Origin of the sequence: Pseudoalteromonas sp. S4741, assembly GCF_005886135.1 — a bacterium.
GTDB lineage: Bacteria > Pseudomonadota > Gammaproteobacteria > Enterobacterales > Alteromonadaceae > Pseudoalteromonas > Pseudoalteromonas tetraodonis.
In genome coordinates this window covers 1-14,013 of sequence record NZ_PNCN01000034.1, presented here as the reverse complement: position 1 = coordinate 14,013, position 14,013 = coordinate 1, and the positions used below count along the sequence as shown (strand labels likewise).

General features: G+C 40.8%; 16 protein-coding genes. 4 read left to right on the top strand and 12 right to left on the bottom strand.

The genetic code is table 11. The features are described from left to right. Nucleotides 1–26 precede the first annotated feature (26 nt). The 7 genes from CWC30_RS06360 to cutA form a co-directional block, all read right to left on the bottom strand. Nucleotides 27–1,370 carry an N-acetylmuramoyl-L-alanine amidase gene (locus tag CWC30_RS06360; RefSeq protein ID WP_036980362.1) on the bottom strand — a complete coding sequence of 448 codons (1,344 nt, stop codon included), beginning with the start codon at nt 1,368–1,370 and terminating at the stop codon, nt 27–29. A gap of 28 nt (nt 1,371–1,398) precedes the next feature. Further along, nucleotides 1,399–1,866, bottom strand: coding sequence for a tRNA (adenosine(37)-N6)-threonylcarbamoyltransferase complex ATPase subunit type 1 TsaE (gene tsaE / locus CWC30_RS06355; RefSeq protein ID WP_013466030.1), 468 nt, complete (start codon nt 1,864–1,866; stop codon nt 1,399–1,401). Nucleotides 1,867–1,992: 126 nt separating this feature from the next. After that, the gene (gene accC / locus CWC30_RS06350; protein WP_010391679.1) at nt 1,993–3,333 is read right to left on the bottom strand and encodes an acetyl-CoA carboxylase biotin carboxylase subunit; all 1,341 of its coding nucleotides are present in this window, start codon (nt 3,331–3,333) and stop codon (nt 1,993–1,995) included. A 26-nt stretch (nt 3,334–3,359) separates the two neighbouring features. Further along, nucleotides 3,360–3,821 carry an acetyl-CoA carboxylase biotin carboxyl carrier protein gene (gene accB / locus CWC30_RS06345; protein ID WP_138626679.1) on the bottom strand — a complete coding sequence of 154 codons (462 nt, stop codon included), beginning with the start codon at nt 3,819–3,821 and terminating at the stop codon, nt 3,360–3,362. A 33-nt stretch (nt 3,822–3,854) separates the two neighbouring features. Further along, a complete protein-coding gene (aroQ, locus tag CWC30_RS06340; protein WP_036980376.1) occupies nt 3,855–4,307 on the bottom strand; it encodes a type II 3-dehydroquinate dehydratase in 453 nt (150 codons plus the stop codon). Between the two features lie 229 nt (nt 4,308–4,536). Further along, entirely contained in the window at nt 4,537–6,342 is a 1,806-nt protein-coding gene (locus tag CWC30_RS06335; RefSeq protein WP_138626678.1) for a protein-disulfide reductase DsbD, read from the bottom strand. Then, nucleotides 6,342–6,662: a divalent-cation tolerance protein CutA gene (gene cutA, locus CWC30_RS06330; protein ID WP_036980381.1), complete on the bottom strand. Its 321-nt coding sequence runs from the start codon at nt 6,660–6,662 to the stop codon at nt 6,342–6,344. Before cutA ends, CWC30_RS06335 begins: the two co-directional genes overlap by 1 nt. A 240-nt stretch (nt 6,663–6,902) precedes the next feature. Here cutA and CWC30_RS06325 point away from each other — a divergent pair, with 240 nt between their 5' ends. The 4 genes from CWC30_RS06325 (at nt 6,903) to rnk (ending at nt 10,068) form a co-directional block, all read left to right on the top strand. Next, nucleotides 6,903–7,382, top strand: coding sequence for an FxsA family protein (locus tag CWC30_RS06325; protein WP_069439776.1), 480 nt, complete (start codon nt 6,903–6,905; stop codon nt 7,380–7,382). Between the two features lie 109 nt (nt 7,383–7,491). Next, a complete protein-coding gene (locus CWC30_RS06320; protein WP_004587676.1) occupies nt 7,492–7,779 on the top strand; it encodes a co-chaperone GroES in 288 nt (95 codons plus the stop codon). Between the two features lie 48 nt (nt 7,780–7,827). Continuing rightward, a complete protein-coding gene (gene groL / locus CWC30_RS06315) occupies nt 7,828–9,477 on the top strand; it encodes a chaperonin GroEL (RefSeq protein WP_036980391.1) in 1,650 nt (549 codons plus the stop codon). Nucleotides 9,478–9,654: 177 nt separating this feature from the next. Beyond that, nucleotides 9,655–10,068: a nucleoside diphosphate kinase regulator gene (rnk, locus tag CWC30_RS06310; protein ID WP_138626677.1), complete on the top strand. Its 414-nt coding sequence runs from the start codon at nt 9,655–9,657 to the stop codon at nt 10,066–10,068. Nucleotides 10,069–10,149: 81 nt separating this feature from the next. Here rnk and CWC30_RS19045 read toward each other — a convergent pair whose 3' ends face one another. The 5 genes from CWC30_RS19045 to CWC30_RS06300 form a co-directional block, all read right to left on the bottom strand. Next, entirely contained in the window at nt 10,150–10,632 is a 483-nt protein-coding gene (locus CWC30_RS19045) for a methyl-accepting chemotaxis protein (protein WP_283956813.1), read from the bottom strand. Nucleotides 10,633–10,647: 15 nt separating this feature from the next. After that, nucleotides 10,648–11,247, bottom strand: a complete 600-nt coding sequence (locus tag CWC30_RS19040; protein ID WP_283956808.1) for a HAMP domain-containing protein — start codon at nt 11,245–11,247, stop codon at nt 10,648–10,650. Nucleotides 11,248–11,467: 220 nt separating this feature from the next. After that, on the bottom strand, nt 11,468–11,629 hold the full coding sequence (locus CWC30_RS18685; protein ID WP_502704749.1) for a PDC sensor domain-containing protein: 162 nt from the start codon (nt 11,627–11,629) through the stop codon (nt 11,468–11,470). Nucleotides 11,630–11,784: 155 nt separating this feature from the next. Continuing rightward, nucleotides 11,785–12,057, bottom strand: coding sequence for a hypothetical protein (locus CWC30_RS18680; protein ID WP_249929834.1), 273 nt, complete (start codon nt 12,055–12,057; stop codon nt 11,785–11,787). A 118-nt stretch (nt 12,058–12,175) separates the two neighbouring features. Then, the gene (locus tag CWC30_RS06300) at nt 12,176–13,678 is read right to left on the bottom strand and encodes an NAD(P)H-hydrate dehydratase (RefSeq protein ID WP_138626676.1); all 1,503 of its coding nucleotides are present in this window, start codon (nt 13,676–13,678) and stop codon (nt 12,176–12,178) included. Between the last annotated feature and the right edge of the window lie 335 nt (nt 13,679–14,013).

Genomic DNA, 14,013 nt, shown 5'->3' with positions numbered 1-14,013 from the left:
AACCTTAAATGTGTGCGCTTTTAAAATTAACTCTGAGGAATATCAAGTTCCTGACCAATAAATAGCGTATTTGAACTGAGCTTATTAACTTGTTTTATTTTACTGATACTCACGCCATATCGACCTGCCAACATGCTCAGTGACTCACCAGGGCGTACTTTATGTTTTGTTGGGTATTGAGACTTTAATGACGCAAACAGTGAGTCGTCAGGCGGGTTACGTAAATAGTAATTTTTAATTGAGGTAAACATGGCTTTAGCTAAGCGCTCTTGATGATTGGCACTTTTAAGCAGTCGCTCTTCACGTGGATTAGAGATAAACCCAGTTTCAACCAAAATAGACGGAATATCTGGCGACTTCAATACTGCAAGGCTGGCATGTTGCGGCGCCTTTTTGTGCATTTTTGCTACTTTTTTTAATTCTTTTATCACTTCATCTGCAACACTTAGCCCTGTTTTCATGGAATGATCCATCGACATATCAAGCAAGGCTTGTGCTAAGTACTTTTCATTTGCAGTATCTTTAATTACATCGGCAGCACCGCCAAGTAACTCTGAGTGTTTTTCTTTATCCTCAATCCATTTACCAATTTCCGAATTGGCACGTCGCAGCGACAACACCCATACAGAAGCACCATTTGGCCCAGGGCTGGTAAACGCATCTGCATGAATAGAGACAAAAAAATCGGCTTTTTTCTGGCGAGCGCGATTAGTTCGTGTATTAAGTTTAACAAAGTAATCGCCACTACGAACCATACGCGAAATCATACCGCGCTCAGCATCAATCATGCGCTCTAAACGCTTGGCAATTTGCAAAGTGATGTCTTTTTCGTAAGTACCTGATGGGCCAATGGAACCTGGGTCTTCACCACCATGGCCTGCATCAATAGCAATTACAATATCGCGCTCTTGGCTTAACTGGCGTTTTTTAGCCGCCGTTTGTGCCGGGCTAACCGCCCCTTTTGATTGGCTTTTATCGTATAAGTCGACCACCAGCCTATTTTTATAAGGGCCTGTGGGGGCAAGTGCAAATATAACCGGTTTAACTGGCCCATTTAATTCAAATACTAAACGCACGCTGCGTTTATTTTTAGGTTTTGAATAGCGTAACTTGCTAACAATTTGGTGTTTTGGTGGCACACCTGGCAATGTTTTTAATTCATCAGTGCTTTCTAAATCAACCACTAAACGACTTGGGTTTTTTAGCATAAAGTAACTGAAGTCGGGTTTATCGTCGAGATCAAACACCACCCGAGTGCTATCAGGTGATGGCCAGACACGCACACTATTAATAGTGTTTTGCGCCCACAATGGCAAGCTCACTAAAAAAACCATGAGGTAAATAAAAAGTTTAACTAAACCACGACTCATTTTGATAATCACTGCCTTAACTATTTTATTATCTATTATTTAGTTTTTCGACAATTGCTACACCACGCTCACTGGCACTGTTAATAACAATTTTACGCTCATCACCTACATAACTTAGCGTAGCATTTAGATCGGGAACAGGAATAAATTCTCCGCCTTTTTCCGGCCACTCAACAATACAAGTTGCCGTTTCTGAAAAATAATCACGAATTCCCATAAATTCAAGCTCTTCTGGGTCACCTAATCGGTATAAGTCAAAATGATAGACATTGCCACGCACAAGCTCGTAAGGTTCAACAAGTGTATAAGTGGGACTTTTAACCTTACCTGTATGACCAAAACCTTGCACTATACCGCGAGTAAATGTCGTTTTACCGGCCCCCAAATCACCATGCAAATAAATAACTGCGCCCTGTTCTATTATGGCAGCTAATTTATTACCCATAGCAACAGTGGCATTTTCATCGACTAAATGAAAATCAAAACTACACGACATGATTACCTCAAAATTTACGAAAAGCGCATATTTGTTAATCATACCAGATTATTTATTTAAGGTGATACTGCCTCTTTTTTAAAGATAAAAAAACCGGCCTGAGCCGGTTTTTAATTAGCATGAACTTTACAGCCCTAATTTCTTCTCAAGGTAGTGGATATTTGTGCCACCATTTTTGAAGTTTTCATCTGCAAGAATACGTTTATGCAGTGGCGTATTGGTTTTAATACCATCGATAACGAGTTCATTAAGTGCATTACGTGCTCGGGCGATAGCGACATCACGGTTTTCACCGTAAGTGATCAGCTTACCAATCATAGAATCGTAATGTGGAGGAACGGTGTAGTCAGCGTAAATATGACTGTCCCAACGAATACCTAAACCACCAGCTGGATGAAAACGGGTAATTTTACCAGGTGATGGAATAAAGGTTTCTGGGTCTTCAGCATTAATACGACACTCAATAGCATGGCCACGAATAACCACATCTTCTTGAGTGAATGATAAAGGCTGACCAGCGGCAATTTTTAATTGCTCTTTGATTAAATCCACACCGGTGACCATTTCAGTTACTGGGTGCTCAACCTGAATACGGGTGTTCATTTCAATGAAGTAAAATTCACCGTTCTCGTATAAGAACTCAAACGTCCCCGCACCACGATAACCAATTTCGATACATGCGCGTGTACAACGCTCACCAATGAACTTACGTACTTCTGCAGTAATCCCTGGTGCTGGCGCCTCTTCCACTACTTTTTGGTGGCGACGTTGCATTGAACAATCACGCTCACCTAAATGAACCGCGTTACCTTGACCATCAGCCAATACTTGCACTTCAATGTGGCGTGGGTTTTCAAGGAATTTTTCCATGTAAACCATGCTGTTGCCAAAGAACTGCTTTGCTTCTTGTTGCGTAAGCGAAATTGAATTGATTAACTCAGCTTCGTTGCGAACAACACGCATACCGCGGCCACCGCCGCCGCCAGCTGCTTTAATAATTACCGGGTAACCAATACGCTTAGCAATTTGCATGTTGCGTTCTTTATCATCCGATACCGGACCATCAGAGCCAGGTACACAAGGAACACCGGCTTTACGCATCGCTTCGATTGCCGATACTTTATCGCCCATTAGACGAATAGTATCGCCACGAGGACCAATAAATACAAAGCCACTTTGCTCAACTTGGTCGGCAAAGTCGGCATTTTCAGCAAGAAAACCATAACCTGGGTGAATAGCGACCGCATCAGTTATTTCAGCTGCGGCTATAATGCGTGGAATGTCTAAGTAACTTTCAGTTGCTGCTGGTTTACCAATACAGATAGTTTCATCTGCTAGTAATACGTGCTTAAGATCGCGATCCGCCGTTGAATGCACAGCAACCGTTTTGATCCCAAGCTCTTTGCAGGCGCGCAATATACGAAGTGCAATTTCACCTCGGTTTGCAATGACTACTTTATCTAACATGAGAGTTGGCCTTTTACGTTGCGCTATTATTCAATGATGAATAAAGGTTGATCAAATTCTACTGGCTCGCCGTTTTCTACTAAAATAGCTTTTACTGTACCGGCTTTATCTGACTCAATTTGGTTCATCATTTTCATTGCTTCAACGATACATAGTGTGTCGCCAACTTTAACCTGTGAACCGACTTCAACATATGCTGGCGCTTCTGGAGAAGCTGCTGCGTAAAAAGAACCTACCATAGGAGATTTAACTTGGTGTCCTGTAGGACCTGCCGCTGGTGCTTCAGACTCTGCTATAGGTGCTGCTGGTGCAGCCGCAGGAGCGGGTGTTGGAGCATATTGCTGTGGAGCAAATTGCGCGTACGCAGGACCGGCACTCATGTTGTTACGGTTAATACGTACTGATTCTTCACCTTCAGTGATTTCTAGTTCTGCAATACCTGATTCTTCTACTAATTCAATTAGTTTTTTGATCTTGCGAATATCCATAAACGACCCGCCTATTAGTTTGTTAGTTTAAATTTAGTTTGAGTTTTGCAATCGGCTCACCGCTGCATGTAAAGCAGCGTGATAGCCCATTGCACCTAATCCACAAATAACGCCTTGCGCCACATCAGAAAAATAAGAATGATGGCGAAACGTTTCACGTGCATGCACATTACTTAAGTGCACTTCAAAAAACGGAATATCAACGCTTAGCAATGCATCACGTAATGCGACGCTTGTGTGCGTAAATGCTGCAGGGTTAATAATGATGTAATCAACCGCTTGCCAAGCATCATGAATGCGTTCAATGAGCGCTTGCTCACTATTACTTTGAAAATGCGTTAGCGTCACATCTAAACTATTAGCAGCATTGTTTAAATCGCTCATAATATGCTCTAAAGAGTGTGAACCGTACTTATCGGGCTCACGCTTTCCTAGCATGTTTAAATTTGGGCCATTTATAACTAAAATCTTTAATTTTGCAGCCATAATACGCGATATATCCTATAAGTAATGAGTTAAGCGGTTACTAGCTAAGTTTTCACTAAAAAGTAAGCTGAAAAAAGTAAGATAGCAACAATTTCTCACGTTAACCAACTATTATAGTGATTTCGAAGTAAATAGCAGCAAAATACTGGTCTAATCTCTGTTTTGGGAACAAATCTTGAGGGGTAATAATGGCACAACATTAACAATCATGTTGTGCCATATAGAATGGTCATTCAGCGCTGGCACGCACTGCAGCAAGGTGCTTAGCGAAATCATCCGCATTTAAAAAGCCAGTGACACGTTGTGCACTTAGCTCTTCACCTTGAGTATTAAAGAATAAAATACTCGGTAAACCAAACACTGAATATGCTTCCATTAGCTCAATTGTTTCATTATCGCTTTGAGTTAAGTCAATTTGCATCAGTTGATAATGGCTAAACTCACTTTGTACTTGCGGGTCGGGAAAGGTGTAATGCTCAAACTCTTTACACGCTACACACCAGTCGGCGTATAAGTCCACCATAACCATGCGCCCTTCGCTATTTGCTTGTGATACGGCTTGTTTAAGCTCGGCTAAATTGGCAACCTGTTTAAACTCATTGTTTTGCGAGGTTGTTTGTAAACTCACGGCTTGTGTTGGCCAAAAATAGCTTTTGGTTAAATTAAAGCCAGTAAGCATCAATAAAACAGCCATAAACCACAATAAGGTTTTTAATTTACCTTGTGCTTGAGCGCTTTGCCAATAATGGAAATAAAGCGCTGTGGCGATAGCTAATAAGCCTGCCATAAGCATAATAATTTCAATATCTATAATGCGCTCTAGCAAAATAAGTGGCACAACTAACATAATAAAACCAAATAAGGTTTTGACTTGTTCCATCCAGCCGCCAGCTTTCGGTAATAGCTTACCTCCCGATGTACCTAATAATAACAGCGGTAGCCCCATACCTAAACTCAGTACGTAAAGTGTTAGCCCGCCTACTAGGTAATCGCCGCTTTGTGCCACAAATAATAATGCGGCTGATAAAGGCGCTGTAGTACAAGGAGATGCAATAAGCCCTGATAAAACCCCCATCAAGAACACCCCAATATAGTTACCGCCTTTTTGGTTGTTGCTCACTTGGGTTAGCTTGTTCATCATGCGGCTGGGTAACTTTATTTCGTACCAACCAAACATCGACATAGCCAGCAGTACAAACAATAAGCTAAAGCTAATTAATACATATGGATGCTGTAAATAGCCTTGCACTTGTCCGCCTAACGCAGCAACCACAAGCCCTAATGCTGCATAGGTAACCGCCATGCCTTGAATATAAACAAATGATAGGGCAAATGCTTTTTTAGTAGACAGGTTCTTTTGACCCGCAATTAAGCTAGATAAAATAGGGAACATCGGAAATACACACGGTGTAAATGCCAGACCCACACCCACGGCAAAGAAAATAGCTAAGTTAACCATTAAGCTTTGGCTAGCTAACTGCTCTGTAAATGTGAGCTCTTTATCAGGTGTTGATGCAGTTGCTGGTTTTTCTGGAGATTGGCTAAGTGCTGCAAATGCACTGCTTGCTGCGGTATTGTCATTAGTATCAGTTTCACTTGCCAGTACACTTAATGGAATGCTGATGATTTCAGGTGGATAACACAGCCCTGCTTTTGCACAGCCTTGATAACGCACCTTCACAACGCCATCTTCACTTACATTACTTAGTTTGCTGATAACGCTAAGAGAATTAAAAAACACCTCAGTTTTGCCAAAAAATTCATCTTCAATTATTTCACCAGCGCCCAACTCAGGCACGTCAATGCTGGCACCTTTGGCAATAATTTCTATTTTATCTTTATATAGGTAATAGTCATTAGCGATATCCCAACCAACAAATAACGTACTTCCTTGCTGGTCAAAATCAAATACAAACGCTTCATTTACCGGTAAAAATGTGTGCTGAGTCGGTTTTAGAAAATCATCAAGGGTATTTTGTGCCGCCCAAGCAGGCGCCATTAATACGCTTAATAAAAAAAATAAAATAAAGCGCATTAATGAAGCACCTCGTCCATCCAATTAAAGTAAGCCAAGTTACCCGTTGCAACATCAACAACTTGTATTTCTGGTACTTCGTAGCTGTGAAGATCTTTTAAGGTTAAAAATACATCGTTCATTTTGTCAGCCTTAGTTTTAATTAGCAGCTTTACTTCTGTTGCTTCAGCTACTTCACCTTCCCATATGTAAATAGAAGTCATGGCCGGTAAAATATTTACACAAGCGGCTAGTTTCTTTTCAATTAGCGCCATAGCCAATAAACGGGCTTCATCGTTATTTTTGCAAGTGGTAAAAATAAGTTTAAATTGCGTTGTCATAGTGAACCTTTACTTGTTTACGGGGGTCTAGCCCCATAGTAGCTGATAGCGGGTATAATGTGTAGACACGAACTCTGTCTACATTTTGGGTCTTTGCAGTAAATTGATTTAAACCCGCTACCGTTAACTCAACTAACATTAAAGTTTATTACTTACTCTTATTAGCTTGAAAATAGACCCGACAACCCTCACTTATATTTCATTAGCACCTTAATAAGTGTCATTTTTTTAGAGAGTCTTATGTTTAGAATTTTATTTTTGCTGTTTATCATCATCCCAATTATTGAAATTGCCTTGCTAATTCAGGTTAGTGACGTGATAGGTGGCTTCGCAACAATCGCTTTAGTGGTACTAACCGCGATTGTGGGTGCGAAAATGGTGAAACAGCAAGGAATGGGCGCACTACAAAACGTACAAGTGCAAATGGCTCAAGGACAAATGCCTGCTAAAGAATTATTTACCGGTATTTGCGTAATTATTGCAGGGGTACTTTTATTAACACCCGGCATTATGACAGATGTATTTGGCTTACTACTCCTTACCCCTGCTATTCGTAACAAATTAGCTGCAGGACTTGCTAGTCAAGCAACTGTAAGAATGAGCGCTAGCATGCATCAAACTGGCACTTCAGGGTTTTCACAAACTCATCAATCAATGCATCACGAGCAAAATGAAAACCGCCCTAAAACCATAGATGGTGAATACGAGCGAAAAGATTAAAAATTTATCATTTTTTCTCTTGGAATTTTTCACTCCACCCCCATTAATGAATGCAAATTAGAAAAGCTTTTTTCTGTACTGTTCAGAAACTGTTAGGAGAACTAAAAACATGAACATTCGTCCTTTACAAGATCGCGTAATCGTTAAGCGTCTAGAAGAAGAAACCAAGTCTGCTGGCGGTATTGTATTAACTGGCTCTGCAGCTGAAAAATCAACTCGCGGAGAAGTTATTGCTGTTGGCAATGGTCGCGTTCTAGATAACGGTGACGTTAGAGCTTTAGAAGTAAAAGCCGGTGACACTGTGTTATTTGGCTCATATGTTGAAAAAACTGAAAAGATCGAAGGTCAAGAGTACCTGATCATGCGTGAAGACAACATTTTAGGCATTGTAGGCTAACCCTACTTTTCGTTTAACAAACATTTAAGAATTTAGAGGAAATTAAAGATGGCAGCAAAAGAAGTACTTTTTGCAGGTGATGCACGCGCTAAAATGCTAACAGGCGTAAATATCCTAGCAAACGCAGTAAAAGTTACATTAGGTCCTAAAGGCCGTAACGTAGTACTAGATAAATCATTTGGCTCTCCAGTAATCACTAAAGATGGTGTATCTGTAGCGAAAGAAATCGAACTTGAAGACAAGTTTGAAAACATGGGTGCACAAATGGTAAAAGAAGTTGCATCTAAAGCAAATGATGCAGCGGGTGACGGTACGACTACCGCAACTGTACTTGCACAATCTATTGTAAACGAAGGTCTTAAAGCAGTTGCTGCAGGCATGAACCCAATGGATCTTAAGCGTGGTATTGATAAAGCAATTACCGCTGCAGTAGAAGAACTTAAAACGCTATCTGTACCATGTGCTGATACTAAAGCGATTGCACAAGTAGGTACTATTTCAGCTAACTCTGATAAAGAAATTGGCGATATCATTGCACAAGCAATGGAAAAAGTAGGCCGTAACACAGGTGTTATTACGGTTGAAGAAGGTCAATCACTAGAGAACGAACTAGATGTTGTAGAAGGCATGCAGTTTGACCGTGGCTACCTATCTCCGTACTTTATCAATAACGCAGAAAAAGGCGCGGTTGAGCTAGACAACCCATTCATTCTACTTGTAGATAAAAAAGTATCTAACATTCGTGAGCTACTACCTACATTAGAAGCTGTTGCTAAAGCAAGCAAGCCACTATTAATCATTGCTGAAGACCTAGAAGGCGAAGCACTTGCTACTTTAGTAGTTAACAACATGCGCGGTATTGTTAAAGTATCTGCGGTTAAAGCACCTGGCTTTGGCGACCGTCGTAAAGCAATGCTACAAGATATTGCCGTATTAACTGGCGGTACTGTTATCTCTGAAGAAATCGGCTTAGAGCTTGAAAAAGCAACGATTGAAGACCTAGGTACAGCTAAGCGCGTAGTAATCACTAAAGATGATACAACTATCATTGATGGTGCTGGTGAAGAAGAAGGCATTAACGGCCGTGTTGCTCAAATCAAAGCACAAATTGAAGAAGCGACATCTGACTACGATAAAGAAAAACTACAAGAGCGTATGGCTAAACTTGCCGGCGGTGTTGCAGTAATTAAAGTAGGTGCAGCGACTGAAATTGAAATGAAAGAGAAAAAAGACCGTGTTGAAGATGCATTACATGCAACTCGTGCAGCGGTTGAAGAAGGCGTAGTACCTGGTGGTGGTGTTGCTCTAGTACGTGCTGCTAGCAAGCTAGCTGAGCTACTTGGCGACAACGAAGACCAAAACCACGGTATTAAAGTTGCACTTCGTGCAATGGAAGCACCACTTCGTCAAATCGTAACTAACGCAGGTGATGAAGCATCTGTAGTTATTAACGCAGTTAAAGGCGGTGAAGGTAACTACGGTTACAACGCAGCCTCTGGCGAATACAATGACATGCTTGAAATGGGTATCCTAGATCCAACGAAAGTAACGCGCTCTGCACTACAATTTGCAGGTTCGATTGCGGGTCTAATGATCACTACCGAAGCAATGGTTGCTGAAATCCCTAAAGAAGAAGCTGCTGGTGCCCCTGATATGGGTGGCATGGGCGGAATGGGTGGTATGGGCGGCATGATGTAATCATCCCCTCACACACTTAGCTCAAATAAAAACCCAGCTTCGGCTGGGTTTTTAGCAATAGAGATAAAATAAATTCACCAAGGCACAATAAAATTATCTCAGTGTATTCCAATGCAACTGAGTTCCTGCAAGCTATACCCAGAGTAAATTTTATTTAACATGATTAAGGATATTAAGTTGAATACTAAACCTGAAATAATCATCTCATCACTGGATGCAGATCGATTGTATGCGCTAATGGAATCGTTACCTGCGAACAGTTTTGCGGGTGAAAAAGAACTTGAAGCAGAACTTGGTAGGGCTAACATCGTTGAGCCACACGAAGTTCCCTCAACCGTGGTAACCATGAATTCAACAGTGAACTTTGTTGTTGAATCTACAGGTGAGGAATTTACTTTAACGCTTGTTTACCCGAAGAGTATTGACTCAAGTGGCAAAAAAATATCAATTTTAGCCCCTGTTGGTAGTGCATTACTTGGCCTTTCACAGGGAGATCAAATTGAATGGCCAAAGCCAGGCGGTGGGTTAATAACAGTAACTATTAAAGAGGTAACTTATCAACCAGAAAGAGCTGGCGAGCTTCATAGATAGACTTTTAAATCCTCACAATTTTAAATTAATAAACAAATTTATATAAAAAAATCCAAGCCTTGCTTGGATTTTTTTATTGAGTTACTGCTGACTAATGTCGTATAGCCTTTGTGCTTGACTATTAGAGGCCTTACTTACTTCTCTAAAGTCTTCGGCATCGGCGGCATTTTGCCCTGATATTTCTCGGATCCGTTCCGCTAGTTTTTTAACATTGACGGTTACTTGAGCCTGTTCTTCAGTGGCTACGGCAATACTTGCTGAGCGCCCTTTAATGTCGTTAAATGCATCAACTATATTTTCATATTGCGTGCGTGTTGTATTTGAACGATCATTGACCACTTCTGAGAACTCTCGGCATTCTTGAATAACACAGACTCCTTTTGCAGCCGCTTGTTGTAACTGACTTATCATGGTTTCAATCTCACCAGCTGATTGTTGTGTTCTTTGTGCCAGTGCTCTAACTTCATCAGCAACGACCGCAAACCCCCTTCCAGAATCACCAGCACGAGCAGCCTCAATAGCAGCATTAAGCGCAAGCAAATTAGTTTGCTCAGAGATATTCATAATCACATCTAATACCTAACCAACCTGCTGTGAATCTTCAGATATTTGTGATATTGCATTAGACGACTCAGTTAGTTTATTGAACAACAGCTGGATAGATTCTGCGTTTTGTTCAATAACATTAAAGCCAGAGTTTACAAGATCTGATGACTTAGCGGTAATATCTGCAACGCCACCAATATCTTCTGATGCCGATGAAGCCGCTATCGACATTTCATTGATAGCCGTGGCTAACAATTCATTTTCTTGCATTAGTTCATGTGCGCGTTGCTGACTATTACTACTCAAGTTATCAATAGATTCAGCATTGTTTTTTACTGAGGCCGCCTCTTCTTTAATCAGCCCAAGAATTTTAATAAGATGATCACCGTAATCATTAATAGCTTCGCAAAGATGACTCATTTCATCATCCCCCGATATTGGTAATTTAGAATCTGTTTGCCCTTGCATTAATGACCTAACTTGCGCCGAAGTCTGCTCTATTTGCTCAACTAATCGCTTATCAAAGACTAATAATGCCGATATAAATATAACAATGAGTACAATGAATGAACCATACAAATAGTATGTCAGCGTATTAGCTGCTTTTTTTGCAGTCGCTGTTGGAATTATCACTCCAGAGCGCCACTTTTGCTCCGGCAGTGAGAATGTCACTAGAATTGAGCTATCCCCCTATATGACACCAGAACTAAACTCTGCTACGAGTCTATCTTCATTTTTCAAGGCGTTAACTAAAGGCTGTAAAGAGCTATCTTTACTCACAACTTGTGAAAAATTTAGCATGGCTAAATTCGTATCTCTAAATGCAGGAATAGAAACAAACTGCTGCGCACTATCAATAAAAAAAACTGTAGGTACCGGTTGCTTGATTTTCAGCAAGAAGTGACTTTTCAATATGAGAAAGCTCTATATCTAAAGTAGCGACTCCCCAAAACTGATTATTACGCTCAATTTTAACAGAACAAGTTACCATAGGCACATTCGAGACTGCATCAATATAAGCCTCAGACCAAACACATACGCCTGGTTGAGCGTTAGCAGTGTATACCAGCTTTCTTATTGATATGGACTGCTATCAGCTTGGTTGTAGTCATCTAATAAAGTGTATTGACCATTATCGCCCTTAGGCCAAAACAAAGATGCCCTTTGTGCTTATGCATCTAACATATTTGGCTCTGGCCATATTCCACCACCGGCAATGCCTGAACCACTAGCAATTAACGGTGCCAAATTTTTAATAAATTGATCTTTATCAAGGGGAAGTGTTTGAGCAACAACATAAGCTTTAGTTAATGCTGCACTTTTTCCTAAATCCTTAGCAAATGATTCACCTATTACTTTAGCCTGTAACTTAGCTGCAGAAATAGCTTCATTTTTTATAATTGGCGTTATTACCCATTGCATAATTACGGTTAATTCCCGCATACATTTTTTTCTGTATTAACATTTTTAAGCTCAGTTACAATCAAACAGCGCTAACTAAGTATAAGAAGGTTAATGGATTTATCAAAAAAAGAACAAAATTAATATGAATGCTTTTATCTTATGGTTTTATATTATTAATTAACCGCCTCACTATACAAAACAGATCGCTAGGTAGCATACCTCGCTCTCCATTTTTTTGCCCAGCAATATCACCCGCTTTAGCATGCAGTGTAACACCATAGCAAGTTGCCTCAGCACAATCTAACCCTTGAGCAAATAATGCCCCTACAATACCAGTAAGAACATCACCGCTACCGCCAACAGCAAGCGCAGGGCTTCCTTCTTCACAAACCCAAGTATGCTTACCATCGGCTATTAAAGTTCCTGCGCCTTTTAAAACACAAACTGCTGAGTAACGTTTAGCACATTGTTGAACATAGCTGAACCGATCAGACTCTATCTCCCCAGTCGTCACCTTTAATAATCGAGAGGCTTCGCCCGGATGCGGGGTAAGTACACACCGCGTGGGCATTTTCAGTGAAGCTTGTTTAGCAAGTAAATTAAGTGCATCAGCATCAATAACTAAAGGCATATTATTACGTGTACAATACTCAATGACTTGATTAAAGGTATTTTGCGCCCATTCGTCTTGTCCAAGGCCTGGGCCAATAACAGCACAGCTTGCCCACTCCAATGCATGTTGCAAGTTATTACCACTTACCATAAGCTCTGGTCGGCCAAAACTGACTGGCATAATTGAGCTTTCATGGGTATACACTCTGACCATTCCAGCACCAGCTCTAAGCGCTGCCTCGCTTGTTAACCTGATCGCACCTGCCGTTCCTTGATTCCCACCAATACACAGTAATTTTCCATAACTACCTTTATGACTATTCAAAGCACGTGGACCCAAGCCTTTAAAACTATTGATATTAATAAGCTTACCCGAAGGGCTTGCTAATTCTACGAATGACTCGCCAATAGCCAAGTCATCAAAGATAAGTTCACCAACATACTGTTTACCCGCAGCCGTTGTTAACCCTTGTTTTACCCCTACAAAAGTAATTGTTTTAGTGGCTTTAATTGCAATACCTAAAGGTTGGCCTGTATCAGCATTTATACCTGATGGCACATCAATACTGAGTATTGGTTTAGTGCTTTCATTCGCCGCTTTAATTATAGTGGCAATATTATCGCGTACCGTATTTTCAAGACCAGTGCCCAGTAATGCATCAATGATTACATCACACTCATCGAGTGCATCAGCGCTAAAGTTACAAATTTTACCACCGGCATCAATCCAGCGCTTTTGTGCTTTTGCAGCATCACCGGTTAATTCTTTATTTTCATCTACGACACACACCACGACATGTCTATCGGCTTGCTTAATAAGGCTAGCCGTAATATAGCCATCTCCTGCGTTATTGCCACTCCCTACGAGCACTAGAGTCTGCTGTGCGTTGAATGATTTCCAATTTAAAAATGCGGCATGCCCCGCTCGTTCCATTAGGGTAAACAGATCACAACCACTGGCTTTTGCAGCATTACCCTCATACTCTCTTATTTGCTGTGCTAAATATACGAATTGCTTAACGCTGGAAGACGAAGGTAATAACGACATGATAGGCTCTATAAAAATAAGTGTTGATTAAGTAGACTTTGGGCTCATTGGTTTTTTTTCAAGTAAGACCAGAAATGTATCAATCAGAATAAGGGCGCAACCCCCTTATTTGAGTATTTATTACCAATTTATACCAATTCGCTTAATTAAGCGGTCTATTTTGAGGCAGGAAAAACGGGGTAATCTGCAGACGTAAAAAAGCCCGACGATTGCTAGTCGGGCTTTCTTTAATTTGGAGCCTGGTAGTGTCGTGGTGCCCACAGCGGTAGAGAGCCACATAGCAAATGTATAGAGTCGGCATTAGGCGCTTATTATTTTCCTTTTACCTGATACCT

Coding starts and splice junctions, on each gene's coding strand:
- CWC30_RS06325 (WP_069439776.1), top strand. CDS start 6,903: ATGTTTAGAATTTTATTTTTGCTGTTTATCATCATCCCAATTATTGAA.
- aroQ (WP_036980376.1), bottom strand. CDS start 4,307: ATGGCTGCAAAATTAAAGATTTTAGTTATAAATGGCCCAAATTTAAAC.
- CWC30_RS18680 (WP_249929834.1), bottom strand. CDS start 12,057: ATGCGGGAATTAACCGTAATTATGCAATGGGTAATAACGCCAATTATA.
- accB (WP_138626679.1), bottom strand. CDS start 3,821: ATGGATATTCGCAAGATCAAAAAACTAATTGAATTAGTAGAAGAATCA.
- accC (WP_010391679.1), bottom strand. CDS start 3,333: ATGTTAGATAAAGTAGTCATTGCAAACCGAGGTGAAATTGCACTTCGT.
- CWC30_RS06360 (WP_036980362.1), bottom strand. CDS start 1,370: ATGAGTCGTGGTTTAGTTAAACTTTTTATTTACCTCATGGTTTTTTTA.
- CWC30_RS06320 (WP_004587676.1), top strand. CDS start 7,492: ATGAACATTCGTCCTTTACAAGATCGCGTAATCGTTAAGCGTCTAGAA.
- CWC30_RS19045 (WP_283956813.1), bottom strand. CDS start 10,632: ATGAATATCTCTGAGCAAACTAATTTGCTTGCGCTTAATGCTGCTATT.
- tsaE (WP_013466030.1), bottom strand. CDS start 1,866: ATGTCGTGTAGTTTTGATTTTCATTTAGTCGATGAAAATGCCACTGTT.
- CWC30_RS06300 (WP_138626676.1), bottom strand. CDS start 13,678: ATGTCGTTATTACCTTCGTCTTCCAGCGTTAAGCAATTCGTATATTTA.
- cutA (WP_036980381.1), bottom strand. CDS start 6,662: ATGACAACGCAATTTAAACTTATTTTTACCACTTGCAAAAATAACGAT.
- CWC30_RS06335 (WP_138626678.1), bottom strand. CDS start 6,342: ATGCGCTTTATTTTATTTTTTTTATTAAGCGTATTAATGGCGCCTGCT.
- groL (WP_036980391.1), top strand. CDS start 7,828: ATGGCAGCAAAAGAAGTACTTTTTGCAGGTGATGCACGCGCTAAAATG.